This window comes from Terrirubrum flagellatum (genome assembly GCF_022059845.1).
GTDB classification, from domain to species: Bacteria; Pseudomonadota; Alphaproteobacteria; order Rhizobiales; family Beijerinckiaceae; genus Terrirubrum; species Terrirubrum flagellatum.
Window position 1 is genome coordinate 2,493,868 of the sequence record NZ_CP091851.1, and the last position, 23,009, is coordinate 2,516,876.

Consider the following 23,009-nt stretch of genomic DNA (forward strand, 5'->3'; position numbering starts at 1 on the left):
GGTTAACGCCCCGCAATGTGCTGATCGAGAAACTTGCGGATCACCGGCGCCATCTCGTCGAGCTTGTCTTCGAGCGCGAAATGGCCTGTGTCGAGGATATGAAATTCGGCATTTGGCAGATCACGACGATATGGATGTGCGCCGGGCTCCGGAAAAACCTTGTCGTTCTTGCCCCAGATGATCAAGGTCGGCGGCTGGCGCTCGCGGAAAAACTGCTGGAATTGGGGATAAAGCGGAACATTGGTGCGATGGTCGTAGAGCAGGTCGAGCTGAATATCCCTATTTCCTGGCCGGTCGAGCAGCGCTTGGTCATGAACCCAATTGTCGGGACTGATGCGCGATGAATCCCTGACGCCGTCAGTGTAAAGGAACTTGGTCGATTCAAGCTTAACTAGGAAAGATAATGCCTCGCGGTCTCGCGCCGAGCCGCTCGTCCAGTACGCCTTGATCGGATCCCAAGCCTCTCGCAATCCCTCCTCGTAGGCGTTGCCGTTCTGGATGATCAGACCGCTCACCCGCTCGGGATGCTTGAGCGCGAGCCGATATCCGACCGGCGCGCCGTAATCCATGACGTACATGGCGTAGCGTCTGGCGCCGATCTGGTCGAGGAGCGCATCGATCATGTCGGCATAGAGACCGAAGCTATAGTTGAACTGCTTGTGGTCCGGCGCGTCGCTCTGACCGAAGCCGGGATAGTCCGGCGCAATCACACGATATCGGTCCGCGAGAAGCGGGATCAGATTTCGGAACATATGCGACGATGTTGGGAAGCCGTGCAGGAGAAGGATCACCGGGCCGTCAGCCACGCCCGCCTCACGATAGAACACTTTCACACCGTCGACCGTCGCCCAACGGTAATGAACTATGACAGGCGTCCGTGTCGCGACCGAGACTGCTGGGATCGGATCGGCGATTGCATGGGGAGCCTGCGCCAGACAGAACGTTGCAAGCGTCAGGTAAATGATCAGCCGCGTCATTGTTGTCTCCAGACGTTTCGGTGCGACAAGACATATTCACAATTGCCAGCGTTTGATTAGGCAGCAGAATCGCGCACGCGCGTCCGTCTGGAGGCAAACGCTGGCAACTTAATCGCTTAAGCGTATCGGATCTGTGATCGCTGCTGTGCGATCGCCATCCGCAGCGGGTTTACTTGGCAGCCCGGAGGATGTGGGCTGCAACCTCTTTTGGATGCGACAACATCACGACATGGCTCCCAGGCAATTCAATCGCCGTAGCCTTTGCGGATTCAGCCTGTTCCTTCTGGATTTGCGGCGCGATGATCTGATCCTTCGTCGAAATCACTTTGAACGTCGGCTTTTCGCGCCATGCAGCCTTGCTGACATGAGCGGAAAAAGTGCGCTCGTGGTAACGGCCCTGCACGGTCGCAACCACCTTCTGTTCCTGGGGCGCGAGGTCCGGTGCGAAATACTTCGTAACGCCCTCCTCGCTCAGCCGGAGATAGCCCTCCTCATCTTTGAGAAAGCCCTTCCGGCCTTCGGATGGCGGGTACTTCGAGATCAAGTCCTGCAGAGACTGTCCACTATCCGGCGCATAGGCTGCGACGTACACGAGCGACTTGACCTTGGGATCATTGCCAGCCTCGGTGATGACGACGCCGCCCCAGGAATGGGCGACCAGAACCACCGGACCCTCGGCTTCCCTGATCGCACGCTTCGTGAAGGCAACATCGTTTTCCAGGGAGTCCAGCGGGTTTTGGACGGCGACAACCTTCAGCCCGGCGTCCAAGAGGATGGGAATGACCTTTTGCCATGACGAACCATCGGCAAATGCCCCGTGAACCAGCACCACGGTTTTGGCGGTGAAATCTGCTGCGCGGGCGTTTGACATTGGCGTCATAAAGGCTGCCGCAACAAGAAATAAGGATGCGATCGTCGCCTGCGTGTTCATGTTCACACCTTTCGCTTTCGCGACCGTGCGGTCTTGCTCGGTCCTCGACGCCATCAATGCTTCAATGGACCGCGCATAGCGAGTTAAGTGCTGTTAAAATTCGTAGCCTTGTCGGCGGCCGGCGCGATGGCCGATGTGCTGGACAGCAAAAACGAGATCGCCGGACGGCTTTGCGAACTATCGTTGTCAGAGCTGCCGGACTCGCAGCGTTCGCGCCGCGTCGTGGGCGAATGCGCATCACGCCGAACGGGATGCCTCAAAAAGAAACCATATGCGTTTCTCGGTTTCGTCGATCCAGTTCTCCAACAAACTGGCGCTCGCGATATCCTCGGCTTCGTTGCAGATCTTGTGAGCGGCTCTCATTTCGGCGACAATCAGAGTGTTGTCGTCGCGCAGCTCCAAGAGCATTGCCGCTGGTGCGAGAAAGTCAGTATCGTTGTCCGCAATTCTTTGCAATTGGGCGATCTGCCCGATGGAGCGAAGGGTGATCCCCCCCAGCTTTCGGACCCGCTCAGCGATGACGTCGGTCATGGCGAAAATGGCGTCGGCCTGCTCGTCCAGCATCAAGTGATAGTCGCGAAAATGGGGTCCCCACATATGCCAATGAAAATTCTTGGCTTTGACGTAAAGCGCAAAGCAGTCCGCGAGCAATTGATTGAGAGACGCAGAGATCTCGCGAACCGAATCTTGGGACATCTCTGACGGAGTACTCAGGACCGTCGTGGTGTTCATTCGGTTTCCGCCACTCATGGGTTCCCCTTTATGCCAACTAGTTTCGGCGATAATTCGACGAACCAAGCATTAGATTTCGGCGTTGCTCAGAACGTCGGGACCCGCTCTTTGGTCCGCTTCGCAACGGACCCAAATGCCGATTTCGATGATCCCCGAAAGATCGCCATCCATCGCCTTCTGTGCTGATGCAAACCAGCGCTCTCCGGAAGACTGTGAACCCTGCAAGAAAAAGTGGCAGTTAAAATTTATAAAAGCTTGTTAAACCGAACGTGAACCGCACGTAGGACCGGTCGTGCCGCCTGCGTCACCGTGCGTCGTGAAGCGGCGCCCAAATCGACTGGGCATGGCCCCAACTCCGCAAGGGGTGCGTGTAATATCGTGTCTATGGCTGGTTCGGTCTCGGGCCTTTCCGGGCCCGATTGGCGGCGGCGGCCGGCGCCGGGCTATAGCTTTCGCCGCGTAGGGAGCTGCTCCGCCGGGAGGCGGTCAGCGTCGGATCGGTCGATCGAACGACACGTTTTTTGACCTTACGTTTTTTCGAATTGGCGATACAGTAATTGCATGGACACTTCGCATTTCGCTTTTGGCGATTTTCAGGTGCTGGCCAACAGACGACTGTTGCTGCGGTCGGGCCTGCCGATCCCGCTTAGCAGCCGCGCGTTCGATATACTTCTCGTCTTTCTCCGTTCGCCGGGCGAGGTCATCGCGAAGAATGATCTCATCCAGCGGGCGTGGCCGAACGTTCACGTCGATGAAGGGAACCTGCGCGTTCAGATCAGCGGCCTGCGAAAGGCCCTGGGCGAAGACGGGGCCGCTGCTCGCTTCATCGAGAATGTATCGGGCCGCGGATATTCTTTCATAGCGCCAGTGACTATCGCGGCCGACAGCAATAGAAAGCCAACTCCCAGAGCAGGCTCATCTATCAAGGCGCTGAAGGCCGCCCGGCACGTCTTCGGCCGGCATCAAGTCGTGGCGAAGCTCGGCGCACGTCTCCAGGAAACCAGGCTTTTGACGGTTGTCGGCCCGGGCGGGATTGGAAAGACAACCGTCGCGCTCGAAATCGCCGCGCTTGGTGAGCCGCATTATCCGGACGGCGTCACGTTTGTGGATCTGACGCCGATTAACGATGGCAATCTCGTGCCGGACGCCGTTGCCGCCGCGCTGGACGCCGGCGAATACAGGGAGCGTGGTTCGACCCTCGAAGCGATGCTGCAAGATCGGACGCTTTTGATAGTCCTAGACAACTGCGAGCATGTCATTGACGCCGTGGCCGTGTTTGTCGAGCAAGTGCAGCGGGCGCATCCGGGTGTCAGGATTCTGTCGACCAGCCGGGAGCCCCTTAGGGCGGAAGGCGAATGGGTTCATCGGCTGGCCCCACTAGAATTCCCGCTCGGTAACACGGCGCTGACGGCTGCTCAGGCTCTCGAATATTCCGCAATCCGGCTCTTTGTCGATCGCGCGGCCCACAAACTGGGGGGGTACAGCCTGACCGACGACAATGCGACTCTCGTCGCGCGGATCTGCGGAAGGCTCGACGGTATTCCTCTCGCGATCGAACTCGCGGTCGGCCACCTCGACTCGATCGGCATGCGGGCCCTACTGTCATCGCTCGATCAAGGCTTTGGAATCTTGAGCGGCGGCCGGCGCACCGCCTTGAGCAGGCATCAGAAGATGTGGGCCGCGCTCGACTGGAGCTTTGGCCTTCTGTCGGAAACGGAAGCAACGATTTTCAAGGCTTTGACCATATTCTCAGGCGGGTTCACCTTCGCTGCGGCACGCGACGTCATTGGCGACGCGGTAGCTGCAGGTGCGTTCGCCGATGGACTCTCCAATCTTGTCGCAAAATCTCTTGTCGTGGCGGACACGGATAAGGATCCGGTCCGTTACCGGCTGTTCGAAATGACGCGGGCTTACGGTCGCGAACGCCTTGAACAGAGCGATCGGAGCGAAGAGTTCGCCGAGCGGCACGCCGCCTATTTTCTCGCCATGTTCGAGGTCGCGGACAGTTCTCTGCAACCCGACTCTACTACCGAGCATATGGCCCTCTGCGCGAAAGAGGTTGCCAACATCCGCGCAGCCATCGACTGGGCCTTCAAGTCTGAACAGCACGTCAACACCGCAGTCGCCCTGACGATTGCCGCCGTGCCGCTCTGGACGCAACTCTCGATGGTAGGAGAATGGAAGAGCGCCGTTCTTCGCGCGCTAGAGGCCCTCAAACATAGCGTCGACGGTTACTTGCCTGAAAAAATGCAACTGCATGCGGCTCTCGGCGGTCTGCAAATGCACGCAGGATCCGGCGATCCCAAAAGCGCTGCGATGGTGTGGCAGGCGACACTTTCGATCGCTGAAAAACTGAATGACAGTGAATACCAACTCAGAGCTTTGTGGGGCATTTGGATAGCCTGTACAAATAGAGCTGCCCCACGCGACGCCCTGCAGATAGTCGATAGTTTCGATAGAGTTGCAGCAAGGACAACGGAAGCCGATCGACACGTCGGCTATCGGATTCGAGGCAAATCGCTCCACTTCTGTGGAAATCTTGATGAAGCGTTTGCGTTCACTCAACGGGTGCTTGAGGGCTACGATCGGCCGACGAACTCCTCGGATGTTGTCCGTTTTCAATACGATCAGCGCATTCTCGCGCAGGCGACGCTGGCGCGGACGCTTTGGCTTCGCGGCTTTTTCCGGGAAGCCCTTGCCGAGGTTCAGCGCATGTATGCCGAAGCTGAGGCTCTCGATCACGTAACGACCCTGTCTAACGCCATCGTGGACGCCGCGTTTCCATTGACTTTCCTGCAGGGTGACCTGGTCGCCGCCGAAGCATATTGCTCCCGGCTTCGGGAAGTGACGGACAACTACGGGCTCGATATCTGGGGCACCTACGCCCAGTGCTTCAAGGGCCAGATTTTGGTGCGATCGAATTACGGCGAGGAGGGCGTAAGGGAATTGCGCTCAGGGATCGCTAAGCTCGAAAGCGCTGGCTTCATCGTCTATCGCAGCGGCCTCTTAGCAACACTCGCGGAGGGACTTGCAGATATCGGGCAACTTGAAAACGCATTGAAAACCGTCGACAAGGGAATTGCACACTGTAACGTGACCGACGAAAAATGGTGCCTCGCCGAATTGCACCGGGTTCGCGGTTTGATCCTAGCAAAGAAGAGCGACGCAAGCGTTTCGGCGGATGCGGAAAAAGAATTCAACGAAGCGCTTCGCATCGCGAGGCATCAAGGCGCGGTGGCTTGGGAATTGGCCACGACCGAAAGCTTCAGCATCTACCTCACCGCGCGCGACCGCTGTGCGGAGGCCAAGCGGCTTGCGGCAACTGCACAATTAAAGCTCTCACAAGGCGCGGTAGCCAATTAAGGCTTCACTCCCTGCAGAAGACTATGGGCGTGATCCGAGACCACTTGCTCATCGATTTCGATTTGCCTTTCCACCCAACACGCAAGCATTCCGACTGCGGTGACAAATAGGGAGATGTAAAGGTAAGCGGGCTTGTAAGGTCAGTAGCCGTCCATGTCGGGCCGTTGCTGTCGGTGCAAGGCGAATGTCAGCTTTCAGGCATTCATATCGGCTGATGTAGGTCCGCATTGGGTCAGTGCCGCTACTAGCCGCGGATGTCGCGTTTCGGAACCCCAATCGCCTTACGAAGGTCCGCCTAGCGAGCAAGCAGATCCGCCCATGTGTACGCTATTCTGCGCCAGAGCGTTCACATTCAACGAAAGCGCTTTACATCTTCCCGAGATTGGCCGCAGGTTGGCTCTGCGAGTTTCGTGGGGGAGATCAAGCAACCGAGGTAGCTAGAAACAGACAAGAGCAGCGGCAGGATGGCGGCGAAAGTCGCCGCCGAATTTACGCTATTGCCGCCGATTCCCCTACTCCCACTCAATTGTCCGCAGCACAGCTAACACGTTGAAATTGCTCATGCAAAAATTCTCGCCCTCAAAGATTACCGTCAGCTGTACCGTCTCGAAGAGCTCGCTATTGATTTCATTGGCAAATTCCGGCGTTTCCGAGAAACGCTCTCTTCGCCATCTATCGATAGCATCGGACGTTTTGATCCCGCATCGAGACTGAGATGAGCGTACGCATCCGACGAGAGACGCCTTGCGGATGATTGGGCTGATCGTTGAGAACAGTACGTATGGCCAGCCATACGAACAGTGCGCCCAAGCGGCTTGAGGTCGTGGACACGGGCCGGCGGCGGCGCTGGTCTGATGAAGAGAAAGCGCGGATCGTTCTGGAGAGCATGTCCGGTCCGCGGTTGGTGTCGGCGACGGCGCGCCGTCACGGCGTCTCGCGCTCGCTGCTCGTGACATGGCGTCGGGGCCTCGGCATTGAGCGGCGCGATTCCGAGACGACTTTTGTTCCGGCAGTCATCGCTGGGGAGGAGCCCGCTACGCCGTTGGAAGCCGCGCCAGCCGTCGAGCACGCGAATGCTGGCGCGTCGCGGCTTGAGATCGTGCTGACGAACGGGCGGCGTGTGATTGTCGATACGGGCGTCGACGTCGAGGCGCTTGGTCGGATCGTCGCGGTACTCGATCGGCGATGATTGGGATTCCGACGGGTGTACGGGTGTGGTTAGCGACTGGCCACACCGACATGCGAAAAGGCTTTGCGTCCTTGTCGCTGCAGGTGCAGGAAGTGTTGCGCAAGGATCCGCTAAGCGGTCATTTATTTTGCTTTCGCGGGCGCAGAGGCGATTTGCTGAAGGTGATTTGGCACGATGGTCAGGGCGCATGCCTGTTCACGAAAAATTGGAGAAGAAGCGCTTTTTGTGGCCGTCTTTGGCGGACGGCGCGGTGTCGATCTCACAGGCGCAGATGAGTTATCTATTGTCAGGGATCGATTGGCGAAACCCGCAAGAAACCTGGCGACCAACGAGCGTTGGTTGAGGGTTTATCGTTGAATTTGGCGGCGAATGTGATTCCATCGCGGTGTGAACTCCACCGCTGGACCGCTGCCTTCTGATCTCGCCGCCGCGCACGCGATGATCCTCGCCGAGCGCGCGGCGCGCCACGCGGCGGAGGCGAAGGTCGCCGAAACGGCCAACGCGCAGGCGAAACTGTCGGGCACGGAAGCGCTGATCGCTTATCTTAAGCTTGAGATCGAGAAGCTGCGGCGGACGATTTACGGGACGCGTTCGGAGCGGTCGGCGCGATTGCTCGATCAGCTGGAATTGCAGCTGGAGGAGCTCGAGGCGGCGGCGACCGAGGATGAACTCGCGGCCGAGAAAGCCGCGGCGAAAACGCAGAGGGTTCGTTCGTTTGAGCGCAAGCGGCCGGTGCGAAAACCGTTCCCTGACGACATCGAGCGGGAGCGCGTCGTGCTTCCGGCTCCGACGGAGTGTCCGTGCTGCGGATCGAACCGTTTGTCGAAGCTTGGCGAAACGGTCACCTCGACTTTGGAGGAGATCCCACGCCGCTTCAAAGTGATCGACACGGTGCGCGAGAAGTTCTCCTGTCGAGACTGCGAGACGATCACGCAGCCGCCGGCGCCGTTTTACGCCACTCCCAGGGGCTATATCGGGCCGCAGCTTCTGGCGACGATTCTGTTCGACAAGTTCGGGCAGCATCTGCCGCTAAACCGGCAGAGCCAGCGCTTCAAATGTGAGGGCATCGATCTCTCGGTCTCGACGCTGGCCGATCAGGTTGGCGCCGGCGTGTTCGTCGCCAGGCCGATCTTTAATCTGATCGAAGCCCATGTGCTCGCCGCCGAGAGGCTGCACGGCGACGATACGAAAATCCCGATCCTGGCCAAGGGCAAGACGGACACGGGCCGCATCTGGACCTATGTTCGCGACGATCGTCCGTTTGGCGGCGAGACCCCGCCGGCGGCGCTCTATTACGCCTCCCGCGATCGGCGCGGCGAACATCCGTCGCGCCATCTCCGAGGCTTCGCTGGCATCCTTCAGGCCGACGCCTATAGCGGCTTCAACGCGCTCTTCGATCCCGGCCGCAAGGTCGAGCCGCTGACTTCAGCCTTTTGCTGGGCGCACAGCCGAAGAGGCTTCTTCGAACTGGCCGACATCGACAAAAACGCGCGGCGCGGTCGCGTGGCGACAGCGATCTCACCGATCGCGCTGGAGGCCGTGCGCCGGATCGATCTGTTGTTCGAGATCGAGCGCGAGATCAACGGGCTCAGCGCAGGCGAGCGTCTGCAAATCCGTCAGGAGAGGAGCGCGCCGCTGCTAGCGGAATTGGAAACATGGCTGCGCGAGCAGCGCGGCAGGCTGTCGCGCTCATCCGGCGTCATCAAGCCGATCGATTACATGCTTCATCGCTGGGACGGCTTCGCCCGCTTCGTCCATGACGGGAGAATCTGCCTGACGAATAACGCGGCGGAACGGGCGCTCCGCGGTTTTGCCCTTGGAAGAAAAGCCTGGTTGTTCGCCGGCTCTGACCGGGGAGCCGAGCGAGCCGCCGTCATGGCGACGCTCATCATGACCTGTCGCCTCAACGACGTCGATCCGAAGGCATGGCTCGCCGATGTCTTTGCGCGCATCGCCGACATCCCGCAGAATCGGCTGTGCGAATTATTGCCATGGCGCTGGGCGATGGATCAGGAGCGCCGTAAGCTGGCGGCATGACTGACGCCATCGCCCACCTCAAGGTGACGCTCGACGACGTTGAGCCGCAGGTTCTGCGTCGCCTTGAAGTTCCAGTGACAATCCGTCTCGACCGGCTGCATCTTGCATTGCAGGACGCCATGGGTTGGACCAACAGCCATCTCTATGAAATCCGCGCCGGCGATGTCGGCTGGGGCATTCCCGATCCAAGTTGGGGCGACGGCCCGCTCGATGCGCGCAAGATTAAGCTCATCGACGTGCTCGAAGATGTCGGCGTGAAGACCTTGCGATATCTCTATGACTTCGGCGACGGGTGGGAGCACACGATCAAAATTGAGCGGATCGTCGACGCCATGCCGGGCGTTCTCTATCCGCGCCTCATCGACGCCAAAGGTCGTTGTCCGCCCGAAGACGTCGGCGGACCCTGGGGATATGGCGAGCTCGTGGAGGCGATCGCTGATCCGAAACATGAGCGCCATACTGAATCCGTTGAATGGCTCGGCGCGCCATTCGATCCCAACGACATCAATGTCGCAGTTCATGCCGCCGCGCTCGAAGCGCTCGCTAAAAGGTGGTCACGTAAAACAGCGATCAAGCGCACCAAGGTCAGTTAAACCACCGCCCTCACCAAAGGACTCAAACAGCCGCGGTCTTAGTCGGATGAATACAGATGAGCATCAGTCATATGCGACCTTCCCAATGGCCTGGGCAAGCCAGGTTGGCAGCTGCGGTGCGACCGTCACGACCTCGCTGAACTCGATCGACGAGAGCGTGCGCTTCAATGTTCTCAAGGCAGTATCGGGCCCGCCGGTCTGATAAAGATCGCACCATCGGTAAAACGTGGCGCGTGGAATCCCGATCTGCTGCAGCATGCGTCGAACGGACAGATGAGATTCCATCACCAGTCGGATGATTTCAAGCTTCTCTGAAGCGGGATATCTCATTCCTCGCTCTCCCCATAGCCGGTCACGCTTTTTTTGAGCAGCCGGTTTTCCAGAGTGAGGTCGGCGACAACCTCCTTCAGCGATGTCGCCTCGCGCCGCAGCTCCTTGACTTCGTCCGACGTCGCAGCCCGCGCTGTGTCGCCGGCCAGACGCTTCTTCCCCGCTTCCAGGAATTCCTTCGACCAACGATAGTAGAGGTTCTGCGCGGTCCCCTCGCGCCGGCACAGCTCCGAGATGCTGTCTTCCCCGCGCGAGCCTTCCAGCACGATCCGGATCTTCTCTTCAGCGGAACGGTGCTTCCGTGTCGCGAGCCGGATGTCTTTGACGACCTTCTCAGCCGGCTCCTTGGCCGGCGCACTCTGCGCTCCTTGAGCAGCTACGGTGAGCCAGAAATCATCCCCTGTTCAATCGGCCACTTCTGTCCCGTGAGGGCTGACGCCGGACAGCGAGATATCGCGCCAGAGCGGAGGAGTGCGAGAGCGTTTCACCGTAGGAGTGCGCGGCCTGATCGGTCTACTGAGCAACGGAATCGGCGCGAAGGTCCGTAAGCCGCAACGCGACGACAAGGCGCTCGCAATGGCCGCCTCTTTCGTCGGCGCTCTCGTGCTTGCTCGCGCCGTGAACGATCCTGAGTTGTCAGGGAATATTCTTCGCGCAACAAAAAACCATCTCGCCGCCGGAGCGTGAGCACAGACCATCAATGTACCCGACACTACAGAAATGGCGCAAGACTGTACTTCCGAATTAGCATGTGAGAGGCCGTTCAATGGCAAGATCATTTATCAACACGGCCAATAGCTGCATCCGGGTGTCCTTTGATCGTGACCAGCCTCAGATGAACGCCCCTAAGCATGAGCGCGGCGAGCATCAACGCCATCGCGGCATTTCAAGTAAGCTATACAAGCTCTTCGTTGCATTCGAATTGAGGGCCGGCGAACTGACGTCAGTCAACCTGGAATTCCGCCATACAATGCCCACAACTGAGTAGTGAGCGTGCCCGCATCAACAGGAAGGGTTATGCCAGTGATCGACCGAGCCCGATCGGAAAGCAGGAACGCAACGGCTTCCGCGACGTCTCGGGGATCAACAAGATGTCCGAGTGCGGTTTGCGCTGTCATCAAAGCGGGATCACGTTCGCCCCTCGCGTAACTTGCCTCTACCGCTGGCGTCCGCGTCGGGCCCGGGCAAACGCAATTGACGCGAATGCCGCGGCGGCCCCAAGCTCCCGCGAAGTCGCGTGTCATTGCAATAATTCCGGCCTTGGATGGTCCGTACGCCACCAATGGCGACGAGTTCATGGCCGTGATCGAGCCGATGGTCACGATCGAACCACGCTTCCTTGCGACCATCGCGGCGCCGAACCTCGTCATCGTTAGAAACGTGCCGCGCAAATTGACCGAGAGAACGCGATCAAACTCGGCCATATCTTGCGCTTCCGGCCGATGAGGATTCTCCAGATGCGCTGCACAGGCGACGAGTCCGCAACACGGACCGACATTGCGCTCAACCCATGTCGCCGCGGCGTCGACACTTGCTTCATCCGCAATGTCCATGGGCGCTGCATATGCGCCAAGTTCGCGCGCAACGATCTCTGCGCGGTCAGCATCTTTGTCGGCGATGACGACTATCCATCCCTCTTCGCAAAGAAGCTTGGCTGTCGCCTCGCCGATGCCGCCAGCGCCTCCCGTCACGACCGCTATCGGCGCAGCGCCGCGATCTTGGCTAGAGACAGGCATAGACCGCCTCGATGAGCCGCCGTGCGCGAGGGCCGTTGTCGCCACGCGCGTGCATCCGATTGATGCTATAGGCGATGCCCAACTTGGCGTCGACATCGCCCATTCCGATTGATCCGCCGATACCGTGATGTCCGAATGCTTTCGGGTTCGGCCCCATCCAGACAGCGCTCCCCGTGTTGAGCAAAACACCGAGCCCCTGATGATAAGGCCTGTTTTGCATGACTTCGGTGAGATTGTGCTGCTCGATGATCATCCGGTCGATGGCGCGCGGAGACAATACGCGCACTCCGTCGAGCTCACCGCCCCGCGCAATGGCTCCGTAGAGCCGCGCGACGGCTCTCGCATTGCCGTGACCGTTCGCACTTGCAATCTCGGCCTCTCTCCACGCCCGAGAGTTTAACGTCACGGGCCAGGGCTCATCCGGATTTTGGGCGAACGCTTTCCCGACAAGCGTATCAGGCTGACTGTCCTTAACTGCGAACAGGGTGCCTTCAAGAACCGGCTGAAGCTCTGCGCAACGCGCTTGATCTGCGGGCGATAACCCGCCGATCTGATAATCCAAATTCAAGGGTATAGCGATCTCATCGCGAAAATACTGCGCAATCGTTTTGCCTGTAACCCGCCTTGTAATTTCGCTCAGCATGTAGCCTTGGGTGTGAATATGATAGCCAGCCTGAGCGCCGGGCTCCCAAAGTGGAGCTTGCGCGGCGAGAGCTTCGGTCATCGCCTTCCGATCGAACATAGCGCCACGCGGAAGATTGGCAGTCACCACCGGCAGGCCAGCCCGATGATCAAGCACGTAGCGAACCGGCAGCTTGTCTTTGCCGCCTTGGGCGAACTCCGGCCAATAGGCCGCAACCGGCTTATCGGGATGCACGAGGCCAAGGTCAATCAATCGATTGAAGCTGATGCCGCAAATCCCTTTGACCACCGACATCATGCAGACAATAGTGTCCCTCTCCCACGGCATGGAGCAGACTGCGTCCCTCCACCCTCCCCAGAGATCGACCACGACCACTCCGTCGTAAACGACGCTGAAGGCCGATCCCACTTCATCCTCTACGCGATAGTTCTCCGCGAATGCGTCGAGCACGCGTGAAAATCTTGGATCATAAGCACCGTGGATCGGGTAGCTTCGCCCACGCGCGACGACCTCGCCTGTTGCTTCTGTCATGGCTGTTTCAAAACCTTCCGGTTCTAGAATGTGTCGTTCGGCTATAAAATCTTTTGGCCGGCTTCCTCGAGGAATCGACCCGTCGCCCCTGACCAGACAATCTCTCCGTGCTCGAGGAGATTGATCTCATTGGCGTGGCGCAGTGCGAATGTCACATTCTGTTCGGCGATGAGAATCGAGATATCGCCAGTCGCTCGCATCGCCTCGATAGCATCGGAAATGACATCAAGGATCACCGGCGCCAAGCCGAGAGTAGGCTCATCGATCAGAAGAAGGCGCGGTTTCATCATGAGCGCCCGGCCGATCGCGAGTTGTTGCTGCTCGCCTCCTGAAAGCGTTCGAGCCTTTTGCGCGCGCCGCTCGGCAAGTCGTGGAAACAGTGATTCAACGAGATCGCGCTGCCGCGCGCGATCCGCCGACGATAGCCAGCTCCCGCCGATGCCCAGATTCTCCGCGACCGTCATGTCGCCAAAAAGTTCTCGCGTCTCGGGGCACAGGACCAAGCCGCTGCGCGCTATCTCATCAGGCGCATAGTCGGTCAGCGAGACACCTTGATACAACACCTGCCCAGTGCAGGGCGTCAGACCACAAATCGCATTGAACAGCGAGGTCTTGCCGGCGCCATTCAGGCCCACGATTGCGGCAATACCGCCGTTCGAGACGGCAAACGACACGGAGTTAAGCGCGATCGCCTTGCCGTATCGCACCGAAGCGTTTTTGACTTCGAGCGCTTTCCCGACGGCCGAAGACATCTCACCGATCGGTGAAGTTCGTTTGTTCTGGTCGCCGAGATAGACCTCGCGGACGCGTTGATCGGCCAGAACCCGGTCGGGGAGATCATCCGCGATCTTCGCGCCCGAGCTCATCGCGACGATCCGGTCGACCATCGCGCGGACGCTCTTAACGTTGTGATCGACGAGTACGATTGCCCTGCCCTCTTCGCGCAGACTCTGGATGAGCGCCGCGAATTCACGAACCTCCAGCGCGCTCAGTCCCGCGAACGGCTCGTCCAGAAGCAGCAGCGCTGGTTTGCGAGCCAGTGACTTGGCGAGTTCCAGGCGCCGGAGCCCGGCGAAAGGCAGTTCGTTCGGCGAGCGATCGGCGGTGTTAGCCAGGCCGACACGCGCAAGAATCTCGCGACCCTCCCGATTGACGGACTCGGACATCCGCAGATTGAGAATGCTGTCCGGCAACAGCGCCAGTTGGACATTCTGTAGCACGGTCTGCTGTGGAAGCGGTCGCGAGTGCTGGAAAACCATGCTGACGCCCGCTTCGGCGACCCGATGCAGAGGCCATTTGGAAATATCGACGCCATCGAGCCGAATTTGACCGCTATCTGGACGATAGACACCCATGATCAGATTCATGACAGTCGATTTGCCGGAGCCATTCGGCCCGATGAGACCGAGTATCTCGCCGCGTTCGACGGCGATATCGACATTGTCGACGGCCTGGAGCCCGTCGAAGCGCTTGTTCAAAGCCCGCGCTTCGAGCAGCATCAGCGAGCTCTCCGGAACATTGTAATCAGCCCGAGAAGTCCGCCTGGAAGGAAGAGGAGAACCAGCACGGCAACTATTGCTACGATGAGTTCACTCAGCGATCCCAGAGGGCGCATATATTCGCCGGCCACCGTGAGAAACACCGCGCCGAGCGCCGGTCCCAGAATGGTTCTCCGACCTCCTATGATTGCGCCGATGATGATTTGCACGCCCACCGCTGCGTCGACAAAGACATTCACCGACGCAGTTCCGAGATAGAAAGTCATCAACCCGCCAGCGAGGCCAGAGAAGAACGCGCTGTAGCAGAACGCTGCGAGCTTATATTTGACGATGTTGAATCCCATGGCTTGTGCATTGAGGCTGTCCTGACCGATAGCCTCCAAAATCAATCCGAACGGCGATCTCACGAGGAAAAGGAGGACGCCGGCCGTGAACGCCGCGCAGCCGAGCGCTATCTCGTAGTTGATCGCGACGCTGAGAGACAGGACGCCTGGCACCGCAATTCCGATCTCGCCACCAGTGTATGGCGAGAACAAGATGATGAGCTGTCGCAGAATGAGCACGGCGACCAGCGTGACGAGGCCGAAATAAGGACCACGCAAGCGAAGGGCGGGCAGCGCGAGCGCTGCGCCCGCGACGACTGCTGCGACAGCGCCGGCGGCGACGCAGACGACCGGCGAGGCGATTCCATTGCTGGAGAGCAACGCGGCCGTATATGCCCCCGTTCCGATCAGGAACGTCGCCCCGAAATTCGCTTCGCCGGCATAGCCGAAGAGAAGGTCCCAGCTCATCGCAAAAACCGCGAAGAACAGGCCCAATGTTAGAATGCCGACGACATATTCAGGCGTGCCAACGAAAGGCAGCGCCGCAAGCACGGCTAGCGCGGCAATGGAACCCGACTTGACCATGATCGCACTGGGCCTGCGCTGCTCGGCTAGAGAGGTCATATTGTCAGCGCCTGCCGAAAAGCCCTTGTGGGCGGAAGTAAAGCACGACGATGAGAATCAGCAGCGCCGGCAAGCTGCGCAATGAAGGGCCGACCAGATACGCCGTCGCAGTCTCCACGAACCCAATGAGATTCGCGGCTATGAGCGAACCGCCGACGCTTCCCAGCCCGCCCAGGATGACGATCGAGAACGCCGTTGCGGTCAGCTCCAGCCCGCCGCTTGGTGAAACGCCGAGGATCATCGCCACAAGCACGCCCGCCAGCCCGGCCATGGCGCCATAAACCGCCCAAACGATACGATAGATGCTTTTCAGGCTGAAGCCGCAGAGAACCAGGCCGCGGGGATTGATCGAGGCCGCGAGGACTGACTTGCCTGCGCGCGTCTGCGTTACATAAAACCACAAGAGTCCGATGACTCCCCACGCGATCACCGCCACAAGAAGACTCGATATCGGCGTTCTCACCCCCAGGACGTTGATGACGCCCGGCGCGAGTTGCGGAATGCTGACGGGTACGTCACCAAAGATGTGAGAGAGCGCTTCCTGAAGAATGATGGTCCAAAGGAGCGTGCCGACGAGCATGAAAACATGCTCGTCATTGACAGTAAGGCCCGGCATTCGCTGGATGGGCTTGATGATCAGAAGATAGGTGAGCAATCCAACCGCGACGCCACTTGCGACCCCGACAAGAATTGCGCCAGACGGCCCGATCCAGCCCTTTCCTCCGAGATACCATGCGATCATGCCAGCCGTCGCGAGCGTCGTGCCATGCGACAAGTTGAGAATTCCACTAACTCCGTAAAGCAGCGTGAATCCCGTCGTCGCCAGCGCGTACACCGCGCTGATCAGGAGGCCGCTCACCAGCAGTTGCACCAACATTTCAACCACTCATCGCCACGGCGACAACGTTGCCCTGATCACTTCTGCTTTGCCGAGACGAAGCTCGGGAAAGCCAGTTGAACGCTGGATACCGCCGGCGGCCAAACCGTTACTTGCTTTCCGTTCTGCCATTGAATGGCGACTCCGGTGACGAAGTCAGCGCCGAATTTCATGTCATGAGTCAGCTTGTCGTTGGGCCCCTGAAAGACGATCCGACCGCTGACGCCGACATAGTCTGCCGCTTCAAGCGCCGTAGCTATCGCGTCGGCGTCCGACGAACCGCTTCGCTCGATCGCGTCTTTAAGCAGATAAATCGCATCATACGTCGCGTAAGAATGCGCGGCCGGCGTGCCGTTGAAGCGCGCGAGATAGTTGCGCGCGAAAGGTACTGTCTTAGGAGTGAGCGGAGCGCTTTCTGACGCCGCTGTGAACGTCACCAGACCGTTCGTCGCACCGCTTGTTTCATTCCAAAACGCGCTGGCGCCGGCCTGGGCGTTGTATCCCATGAGCGGCATCGGAACCTGTTGATTGTTCCATTGCACCACAGGCTTATTGCCGACGATGCCGAGCCCAGTGACGATGACGTCTGCTTTCGCGGCTTCGATCTTCTGGAAAATAGGTGTGAAATCGGTGGTGTCCGTCGCAACCTTGATTGCGTCCACAAACTTCAAGCCTGCCGCGGGCAAGCATGTTTTCAGAAACTCATCATAGCTGCGCGTCCATGCGGCATCCTCCGTGAGCAGGACCGCCGTCTTGTAGCCAAGTTGGCGCACGGCCAGATCGCGCACAGAGTCGCATACCCCCTGAGCCGTCGAGCTAGCCGGCAGAATTGTGCGGAAAACGTATTTGTAGGCGGGATAGTTATCGTGAACGAGCTGCCCGACTTGATCGGCGCCGGCGCCGGTCACGATGTAGGGAACTTTAAGGCGCGCCGCCCAAGGCGTCATCGCGATTGCGATTTCGCTGAGGAATGTGCCGACCATTGCATGGACGCGGTCCTGCCGGACGGCTCGCTGGAACGCGAGAATGGCGTCACTCGCCGAACCCTGATCGTCGTACGAGATCAGCTCGATCTTGCGCCCCTTCACACCGCCTGCGGCGTTGATTTCATCGACGGCAAGCCGCGCGCCATTGAGGATTGCCGCGCCGTTGATCTGCGCGAATTTAGCCATGACGCCGATCTTTATCGGATCGGTCGCGCTTTGGGCCTGCGCGATCGCTGGCGAATGCAAAGCGCTCGAAGGAGCAAGAAGGCTGGCGGCGAGCAACCGCCTGTTGATGCGCCACATAGCCGTTTCCCCTCCGATTGGCGCGCGCAACCGTTGCACACGATCTGATTTTGAGTCAGGATAATCACATTGTCTGACAATCAGTCAATAGGGCAAAAGCAGGAAGCGGTATGTCGCGGGATCTCTCGGACCTGAACATTCTCATTACCGGCGCCGGCCGGGGCATTGGACGGGCCGCCGCCGAGCTGCTGGCGGACGGGGGCGCGAATGTTGGAGTTGCAGACGTCAACTCCGAAGCAGCCGTCGCGACAACAGAAGAGATTCGCTCACGCGGGGGCTGCGCATCTCATTATATCGCCGATCTCTCAGATGAAGTGGCTTTCTCTGCGATCGCCGCAGAGTTTGCGGCGCAATCGGGAGGCTTCATTGACGCCATTATCAACAACGCAATGTGGATTCGGTACGAACCAATTGAAGACGTCACGGCGTCAACTCTCGATCGCATGCTCGGCATCGGGATCAAGGCCCCAGTCTGGGGCGCGCAGGCGCTCATGCGCCATCGACGCCATCTTGGCGCTTCATTGATAAATCTTGCTTCGCCTGCGGCCGACCAAGGGTATCCACGAACGGCCATTTATGCCGCGGTGAAGGGTGGAATCGTCGCGATGACGCGCGCATTAGCGGTTGAGCTCGGTCCCAAGGGCGTTCGTGTGAACGCCGTCGCCCCCGGCGCTGTGCCAACTCCAGGAGCGCGCGCCATAGTGGACGATGCAGGCTACGAAGCTCGAAAGAACAAGACGCCTCTTGGTCGTCTATGCAGCGAACGAGACGTAGCGAATGCAATAGCTTTTTTGCTGTCGCCTCAGGCTTCCTTCATCACCGGCGAAGTGCTTCACGTCGACGGTGGGATTTCGGTGTCGGCTGGCTGACCCCATTGCCCGCTTGGCGCTTCGTGCAGACAGACGATATCGGAGTCTTCCTGCCGCAGTCGCGGCCACCGTCGCCGCACCTCCGGATCATGGCCAGGAATCAGTTTGTCGCAATCGCCGTTGGCAAGTTCTTCGCAGCGACGATAGCCCTCAAGCATCTCACCGACATGGAAGACAAGGGGAAAGGGATTGCGGCGCATCCTGTTCTCGGAGAAGTGGAAGGCGTCTGAGGCCAAAACAAGCGGCCCGCGCTGGGTTTGAACGCGGACGACCTGCAAGCCGCCGGTATGTCCGCCAACGCGATGAACACTGACTCCCGGCGCGATCTCGCTGTCGCCATCATGGAATTGGACGCGTTCACGATAGAGAAGACGAACCACGCTGACGACATCTTCTGCTTCGAAAGGCTGTCGCAGACATGCGTGGCACATGTAGCGTCCCGTCGCATATCTCATTTCCGCGTCCTGGAGATGGAAGCGCGCGCGAGGGAAGCTTTCGAGACAACCCGCATGATCATAGTGTAGATGAGTGATAATCACGTCTTCGACAGCGTCGGGATCGATGCCCGCCGCTTTCAACGCTTCAACGGGCCGGCGCAACAAGGCGCGACCGCGCTTCTCGGCGGCCTCGGGCCCGAAGCCCGTATCGACAACGATAACGCGCCCTGCCCCGATAATCGCCCAGACATAATAGTCGAGCGGCATCGGCGAATCGTGCGGGTCCGATGCCTCGATGAAATTCTGACGTCGCACCCTGCCGGGACCAGACGTCGCATAGCGGATTGCGAAAACTTCGTATGCGGGACTCATCGAAGCCTATCTGGCGGCCGTTTTCGGCGCCGTCTTACGCGGCTTCTGGATCTGCGAGGGTTGCATCTCCGCAGCGTTTTTCGTCGACGTCTCGAGCATCTTTAGGGCGGCGTCAGACGCATTTTGAATGTGATGCGTGCAGAGATGCCAAGCCGCCTCCTCGTTTCGCTCCGCGAGAGCTGCGACGAATTCTCGGATCTCCGCCAGAGAAGCCTGGGCGCGCGATGGATTGGAAAGTGATGTCGCACGCAATTGAGAGACGCGCGTGTGGATCCCCTGCAACATTTCTGTAGCGACGGGATTGCCTGCGCCTTCGAGCAAAATTCGATAAAATTCCGATTTTGCGCTCAGAAATCCCGCAGCGGTATAGTTGTCGTACACAGCGGCAAGCCGCTCCACGCTATCTTTCAGCGCAGCGATTTGCGCCGAAGTGGCGTGCCGGGCGAAAAGCCGGGCTGCAAGCCCTTCAAGAACCGTCCGCACCTGATAGATCGCTTTCGCCATTTCCGGCGTGACGATCGGTACAATCGGCCCCTTGTTCGGCTGGGTGACAATGAGCCCAGCCGCCTCAAGATCGCGCAATGCCTCACGAATCGATGTGCGCGAGACCCCCATGCGCTCGCAGAGGTCGCGTTCAATCAGGCGGGCGCCTGCCGGAAACTGTCCGGTTTCGATCGCTTCCCGAATTCGTTCGACGACTTGCTGCCGCAATGTCGGCAGCGGCGCCACGTGTAGGGACCGCTGTTCTCCCGATGTCTGATTGGGAAGCAAATCCATCCCGCCCTTCAATACGCGATGCTCCACGACTCAAGGCCGCTTCCTGTCGGGTTAGCACCCTAGCGGTAGGTAGCTCGCCCGGCAACATTGATTGAATGATTGACATCCTGTATGACAATCAGACGATGGAGATGCGCAAATGCCCTTGAAGCCCGATGAGGACACCCTGTCCGCCCTGTTTGAGCGCGGATTGGCTCTGCGACGAGAGGTTCTCGGCGCGGACTATGTCGACAAATCGATGGCTTCCGCCAACGACTTCATGATGGCGTTCCAGCACGTCACGACGGAATGGTGCTGGGGTTACGCCTGGAACAGAACGGGCCTCGACCGCAAAACGCGCAGTTTGCTCAATCTCGCGATGCTCACTGCTCTCAACCGCGCCGCGGAAATCAAGCTCCATGTTCGGGGCGCGATCAACAATGGCGTGACAGTGGACGAGATCAAGGAAGCACTGCTTCACGCCACAATCTATTGCGGCATTCCTGCCGGGCTCGACGCCTTCAAAGCCGCAAACGAAGTCCTGCTGCAAATGGGAGCGGTCGAAACTACACCTGCCGGAGACGCCAGAAAATGACCACTAAAGTACTTCAGATCGGGTTTATAGGCCTCGGCGCTATGGGTTGGCCGATGGCCAGCCGCCTCATCTCAGCAGGGCACAACTTAACGGCCTACGACGCCGCGCCTGGACGCTCGCAAAGCTTCGCGTCGGAAGTTGGCGGCCATGCAGCAATTTCCGCGGCAGAGGTAGCGAAAAGCTCGGACTTTATAGTCACTATGCTTCCAACGAGCGCGCACGTCGCAAGCGTGCTCGGAGGTGAAAACGGCCTTCTATCCGCTTGTCGGCCGAAGACGCTGATCATCGAGATGAGCTCGGGCGCGCCCGCTTCAACCAAAGAATTCGGCGAACGCGTGCTCTCATTCGATTGCAGACTGATCGACGCGCCTGTTTCCGGTGGCGTGCCTCGTGCGCGCACCGGCGAACTGTCCATCATGGTTGGCGGAGATGATGATGATATTGCGCGCGCCGAATCTTTGCTGGCCCATCTCGGAACGTCAATTCTTCGAACTGGAGCGCTCGGCACCGCGCACGCCATGAAAGCGCTGAATAATCTCGTCTCGGCGGCGACGTTCCTGGCGACCGTCGAAGCGCTCTGCATCGGAAAGAAAGCCGGCCTCAATCCTTCCCGGATGGTCGACATTCTCAACGTCTCAACGGGCATGAGCAACTCTTCACAAAAGAAGATGCATCAATTCGTTCTGTCCGGGAACTACAATTCCGGATTTGGGCTGGATCTGATGGTGAAAGATCTGGCGACGGCCATCGGGTTGGCGCGCGATGTTGACGCCACGGCGCCACTATCCGCTCTTTGTCGGGATATCTGGCAGGAAGCCGCGGCATTTCTCGGGCCCGGCAAAGATCACACGGCTCTCGCAAGGCTCGTGGAGCGCACCGCCTCTACATCTCTCCTGCCACAAAATTAGCCTATAGACGTGATCGCAAGCCCGCGTCGAGACGAACGGCGGCTTTCGGGTTTCATTTCAGCGTACATACGTCCGGATTGGGTCAACTCGCGACGACTTGGAGTCTGACCGCACTCGCAATTTTATTCGCAGCATTTGCGAGCCAATCGAATTGCGCCTGTTCTGAATCTGACGCGAAGCTCGCCTTGCTGCATCGAGAAGCCGGATATACGTCAGCAGTTGTGACCTTGAACCTGAGCCTGCCAAACCTGTTGCAATCGGGCGGGGTCCATATACATCCACACATGCATGCCGGTTCACAGTTCAACGATTGTGAAGAGCAGCGAAGGAGTTCGAACACGGCGTTTTCGCGCTTCTAAGATGAGGAATTCTGCGCTCTGCCCAGACCGTCTCGCTTGGGATTACCGCACCTCAATCATGCCCGGAAATCGCATGCGGCCCATAGGGCTCTTCGAGCGCAGCGATTTCGGCCGCAGAGAGGTCGAGCTCGGTCGCTTGGATGGCATCCTCAAGCTGACCAAGCTTGGTTGCCCCGACAATCGGGGCGGTGATGCCGGGCTTGTGAAGTAGCCAAGCAAGCGCCACCCGGCCTGGCGGCTGCTCGCGGGTCTGGGCGAGCGCGCAAAGCCGTTCAACGACGCGGCGGTCCGCGGCCTCGCTCCGATCGTAAAAGCCCCTGCCGATTTCATCCCCCTTTTCGCGGGCTGTCGGGGTATCGCTTTGCCATGGACGGGTAAGACGCCCGCGTGCCAGCGGCGACCACGGAATGACGCCAATTCCCTCTTCCCGGCACAAGGGAAGCATTTCACGCTCTTCCTCACGGTAGAGAAGGTTGAGGTGATCCTGCATCGACACGAATTGCGCCCAGCCATACATACGTTGGAGGCTCAGCGCCTTCATGAACTGCCAAGCGAACATCGACGAAGCTCCAATGTACCTCGCCTTTCCCGCGGGCACGACGTCATGCAGCGCTTCGAGGGTCTCTTCGATCGGCGTTGCGTAATCCCAGCGGTGAATTTGATACAGATCGATATAGTCCGTCCCGAGCCGGCGCAGGCTCGCATCGATCTCGTGGAAGATCGCTTTGCGCGAAAGTCCCCGGCCGTTTGGATCGCTTCGCATCGGATTGAAGACTTTTGTCGCGATGACGGCGCTTTCCCGGGTCGTATACTTACGTATCGCGCGGCCCAATACCTCTTCGCTTGCACCCTCGGAATAGGCGTTAGCGGTGTCAAAGAAGTTGATGCCGGCCTCGATGGCCCGGCGGAAGAACGGCGCGCTTTGATCCTCGTTTAAAACCCAGTTGTGGCTACCCTTCGACGGGTCCGCGTAACTCATGCAGCCAAGCGCGATACGGGAGACTTTGAGGCCGGTTTTGCCTAGGTTGCGGTACTGCAT

General features: G+C 59.1%; 20 protein-coding genes and 2 pseudogenes. 9 read left to right on the forward strand and 13 right to left on the reverse strand.

What is annotated here, in order from left to right; genetic code table 11:
- Positions 1-2 precede the first annotated feature (2 nt).
- From L8F45_RS12105 to L8F45_RS12115, 3 genes are all read right to left on the reverse strand, one after another.
- The gene (locus L8F45_RS12105; RefSeq protein WP_342363120.1) at positions 3-977 is read right to left on the reverse strand and encodes an alpha/beta fold hydrolase; all 975 of its coding nucleotides are present in this window, start codon (positions 975-977) and stop codon (positions 3-5) included.
- A 169-nt stretch (positions 978-1,146) separates the two neighbouring features.
- Complete coding sequence (locus tag L8F45_RS12110) at positions 1,147-1,962, reverse strand: alpha/beta hydrolase (RefSeq protein ID WP_342363121.1); 816 nt, start codon at positions 1,960-1,962, stop codon at positions 1,147-1,149.
- Positions 1,963-2,145: 183 nt separating this feature from the next.
- Positions 2,146-2,640: a Dps family protein gene (locus L8F45_RS12115; RefSeq protein WP_342363122.1), complete on the reverse strand. Its 495-nt coding sequence runs from the start codon at positions 2,638-2,640 to the stop codon at positions 2,146-2,148.
- 561 nt (positions 2,641-3,201) lie between these two features.
- On the opposite strand from L8F45_RS12115, the gene L8F45_RS12120 reads away from it, so the two are divergent.
- From L8F45_RS12120 to L8F45_RS12140, 5 genes and pseudogenes are all read left to right on the forward strand, one after another.
- Positions 3,202-6,003, forward strand: coding sequence for an ATP-binding protein (locus L8F45_RS12120; RefSeq protein WP_342363123.1), 2,802 nt, complete (start codon positions 3,202-3,204; stop codon positions 6,001-6,003).
- Between the two features lie 781 nt (positions 6,004-6,784).
- Positions 6,785-7,192, forward strand: a complete 408-nt coding sequence (gene tnpA, locus L8F45_RS12125) for an IS66-like element accessory protein TnpA (protein ID WP_342363115.1) — start codon at positions 6,785-6,787, stop codon at positions 7,190-7,192.
- A gap of 50 nt (positions 7,193-7,242) precedes the next feature.
- A pseudogene (tnpB, locus tag L8F45_RS12130) lies at positions 7,243-7,535 on the forward strand (IS66 family insertion sequence element accessory protein TnpB).
- Between the two features lie 95 nt (positions 7,536-7,630).
- Entirely contained in the window at positions 7,631-9,229 is a 1,599-nt protein-coding gene (tnpC, locus tag L8F45_RS12135; protein ID WP_342363427.1) for an IS66 family transposase, read from the forward strand.
- Positions 9,226-9,822, forward strand: a complete 597-nt coding sequence (locus L8F45_RS12140; protein WP_342359598.1) for a plasmid pRiA4b ORF-3 family protein — start codon at positions 9,226-9,228, stop codon at positions 9,820-9,822. Before tnpC ends, L8F45_RS12140 begins: the two co-directional genes overlap by 4 nt.
- A gap of 183 nt (positions 9,823-10,005) precedes the next feature.
- Here L8F45_RS12140 and L8F45_RS12145 read toward each other — a convergent pair.
- Positions 10,006-10,469: pseudogene (locus L8F45_RS12145) on the reverse strand (transposase); the annotation flags it as partial.
- Positions 10,470-10,623: 154 nt separating this feature from the next.
- On the opposite strand from L8F45_RS12145, the gene L8F45_RS12150 reads away from it, so the two are divergent.
- Positions 10,624-10,839 carry a hypothetical protein gene (locus L8F45_RS12150; RefSeq protein WP_342363124.1) on the forward strand — a complete coding sequence of 72 codons (216 nt, stop codon included), beginning with the start codon at positions 10,624-10,626 and terminating at the stop codon, positions 10,837-10,839.
- A gap of 260 nt (positions 10,840-11,099) precedes the next feature.
- On the opposite strand, the gene L8F45_RS12155 is transcribed toward L8F45_RS12150, so the two are convergent.
- Genes L8F45_RS12155 through L8F45_RS12180 form a run of 6 tightly spaced genes read right to left on the reverse strand, consistent with a single transcriptional unit; the run spans position 11,100 to position 17,674 of the window.
- Positions 11,100-11,888: an SDR family NAD(P)-dependent oxidoreductase gene (locus L8F45_RS12155; RefSeq protein ID WP_342363125.1), complete on the reverse strand. Its 789-nt coding sequence runs from the start codon at positions 11,886-11,888 to the stop codon at positions 11,100-11,102.
- Positions 11,875-13,062 carry a serine hydrolase domain-containing protein gene (locus L8F45_RS12160; RefSeq protein ID WP_342363126.1) on the reverse strand — a complete coding sequence of 396 codons (1,188 nt, stop codon included), beginning with the start codon at positions 13,060-13,062 and terminating at the stop codon, positions 11,875-11,877. Before L8F45_RS12160 ends, L8F45_RS12155 begins: the two co-directional genes overlap by 14 nt.
- 41 nt (positions 13,063-13,103) lie before the next feature.
- Positions 13,104-14,561, reverse strand: a complete 1,458-nt coding sequence (locus L8F45_RS12165; RefSeq protein WP_342363127.1) for an ATP-binding cassette domain-containing protein — start codon at positions 14,559-14,561, stop codon at positions 13,104-13,106.
- Entirely contained in the window at positions 14,561-15,508 is a 948-nt protein-coding gene (locus L8F45_RS12170; protein ID WP_342363128.1) for a branched-chain amino acid ABC transporter permease, read from the reverse strand. Before L8F45_RS12170 ends, L8F45_RS12165 begins: the two co-directional genes overlap by 1 nt.
- Before the next feature lie 4 nt (positions 15,509-15,512).
- Positions 15,513-16,385: a branched-chain amino acid ABC transporter permease gene (locus L8F45_RS12175; protein ID WP_342363129.1), complete on the reverse strand. Its 873-nt coding sequence runs from the start codon at positions 16,383-16,385 to the stop codon at positions 15,513-15,515.
- Positions 16,386-16,423: 38 nt separating this feature from the next.
- The gene (locus L8F45_RS12180) at positions 16,424-17,674 is read right to left on the reverse strand and encodes an ABC transporter substrate-binding protein (protein ID WP_342363130.1); all 1,251 of its coding nucleotides are present in this window, start codon (positions 17,672-17,674) and stop codon (positions 16,424-16,426) included.
- A gap of 110 nt (positions 17,675-17,784) precedes the next feature.
- Between L8F45_RS12180 and L8F45_RS12185 the strand changes: the two genes are divergently transcribed.
- Complete coding sequence (locus tag L8F45_RS12185; RefSeq protein WP_342363131.1) at positions 17,785-18,543, forward strand: SDR family NAD(P)-dependent oxidoreductase; 759 nt, start codon at positions 17,785-17,787, stop codon at positions 18,541-18,543.
- Here the strand turns inward: L8F45_RS12185 and L8F45_RS12190 are convergent.
- Both L8F45_RS12190 and L8F45_RS12195 read right to left on the reverse strand, forming a co-directional pair.
- The gene (locus L8F45_RS12190) at positions 18,507-19,352 is read right to left on the reverse strand and encodes an N-acyl homoserine lactonase family protein (protein WP_342363132.1); all 846 of its coding nucleotides are present in this window, start codon (positions 19,350-19,352) and stop codon (positions 18,507-18,509) included. The two genes, L8F45_RS12185 and L8F45_RS12190, sit on opposite strands and share 37 nt — an antisense overlap.
- Before the next feature lie 6 nt (positions 19,353-19,358).
- Positions 19,359-20,129: a GntR family transcriptional regulator gene (locus tag L8F45_RS12195; RefSeq protein WP_342363133.1), complete on the reverse strand. Its 771-nt coding sequence runs from the start codon at positions 20,127-20,129 to the stop codon at positions 19,359-19,361.
- Between the two features lie 139 nt (positions 20,130-20,268).
- Between L8F45_RS12195 and L8F45_RS12200 the strand changes: the two genes are divergently transcribed.
- Both L8F45_RS12200 and L8F45_RS12205 read left to right on the forward strand, forming a co-directional pair.
- Positions 20,269-20,703: a carboxymuconolactone decarboxylase family protein gene (locus tag L8F45_RS12200; RefSeq protein ID WP_342363134.1), complete on the forward strand. Its 435-nt coding sequence runs from the start codon at positions 20,269-20,271 to the stop codon at positions 20,701-20,703.
- Positions 20,700-21,611, forward strand: a complete 912-nt coding sequence (locus L8F45_RS12205; protein ID WP_342363135.1) for an NAD(P)-dependent oxidoreductase — start codon at positions 20,700-20,702, stop codon at positions 21,609-21,611. Before L8F45_RS12200 ends, L8F45_RS12205 begins: the two co-directional genes overlap by 4 nt.
- 411 nt (positions 21,612-22,022) lie before the next feature.
- Here the strand turns inward: L8F45_RS12205 and L8F45_RS12210 are convergent, their stop codons facing one another.
- Positions 22,023-23,009, reverse strand: coding sequence for an aldo/keto reductase (locus L8F45_RS12210; RefSeq protein WP_342363136.1), 987 nt, complete (start codon positions 23,007-23,009; stop codon positions 22,023-22,025).

Bases quoted from the DNA above. Each gene is read 5' to 3' on its own strand.
- L8F45_RS12105 (WP_342363120.1), bottom strand. From the start codon at position 977: ATGACGCGGCTGATCATTTACCTGACGCTTGCAACGTTCTGTCTGGCG.
- L8F45_RS12110 (WP_342363121.1), bottom strand. From the start codon at position 1,962: ATGGCGTCGAGGACCGAGCAAGACCGCACGGTCGCGAAAGCGAAAGGT.
- L8F45_RS12115 (WP_342363122.1), bottom strand. From the start codon at position 2,640: ATGAACACCACGACGGTCCTGAGTACTCCGTCAGAGATGTCCCAAGAT.
- L8F45_RS12120 (WP_342363123.1), top strand. From the start codon at position 3,202: ATGGACACTTCGCATTTCGCTTTTGGCGATTTTCAGGTGCTGGCCAAC.
- tnpA (WP_342363115.1), top strand. From the start codon at position 6,785: ATGGCCAGCCATACGAACAGTGCGCCCAAGCGGCTTGAGGTCGTGGAC.
- tnpC (WP_342363427.1), top strand. From the start codon at position 7,631: ATGATCCTCGCCGAGCGCGCGGCGCGCCACGCGGCGGAGGCGAAGGTC.
- L8F45_RS12140 (WP_342359598.1), top strand. From the start codon at position 9,226: ATGACTGACGCCATCGCCCACCTCAAGGTGACGCTCGACGACGTTGAG.
- L8F45_RS12155 (WP_342363125.1), bottom strand. From the start codon at position 11,888: ATGCCTGTCTCTAGCCAAGATCGCGGCGCTGCGCCGATAGCGGTCGTG.
- L8F45_RS12160 (WP_342363126.1), bottom strand. From the start codon at position 13,062: ATGACAGAAGCAACAGGCGAGGTCGTCGCGCGTGGGCGAAGCTACCCG.
- L8F45_RS12165 (WP_342363127.1), bottom strand. From the start codon at position 14,561: ATGCTGCTCGAAGCGCGGGCTTTGAACAAGCGCTTCGACGGGCTCCAG.
- L8F45_RS12170 (WP_342363128.1), bottom strand. From the start codon at position 15,508: ATGACCTCTCTAGCCGAGCAGCGCAGGCCCAGTGCGATCATGGTCAAG.
- L8F45_RS12175 (WP_342363129.1), bottom strand. From the start codon at position 16,385: ATGTTGGTGCAACTGCTGGTGAGCGGCCTCCTGATCAGCGCGGTGTAC.
- L8F45_RS12180 (WP_342363130.1), bottom strand. From the start codon at position 17,674: ATGTGGCGCATCAACAGGCGGTTGCTCGCCGCCAGCCTTCTTGCTCCT.
- L8F45_RS12185 (WP_342363131.1), top strand. From the start codon at position 17,785: ATGTCGCGGGATCTCTCGGACCTGAACATTCTCATTACCGGCGCCGGC.
- L8F45_RS12190 (WP_342363132.1), bottom strand. From the start codon at position 19,352: ATGAGTCCCGCATACGAAGTTTTCGCAATCCGCTATGCGACGTCTGGT.
- L8F45_RS12195 (WP_342363133.1), bottom strand. From the start codon at position 20,129: ATGGATTTGCTTCCCAATCAGACATCGGGAGAACAGCGGTCCCTACAC.
- L8F45_RS12200 (WP_342363134.1), top strand. From the start codon at position 20,269: ATGCCCTTGAAGCCCGATGAGGACACCCTGTCCGCCCTGTTTGAGCGC.
- L8F45_RS12205 (WP_342363135.1), top strand. From the start codon at position 20,700: ATGACCACTAAAGTACTTCAGATCGGGTTTATAGGCCTCGGCGCTATG.
- L8F45_RS12210 (WP_342363136.1), bottom strand. From the start codon at position 23,009: ATGCAGTACCGCAACCTAGGCAAAACCGGCCTCAAAGTCTCCCGTATC.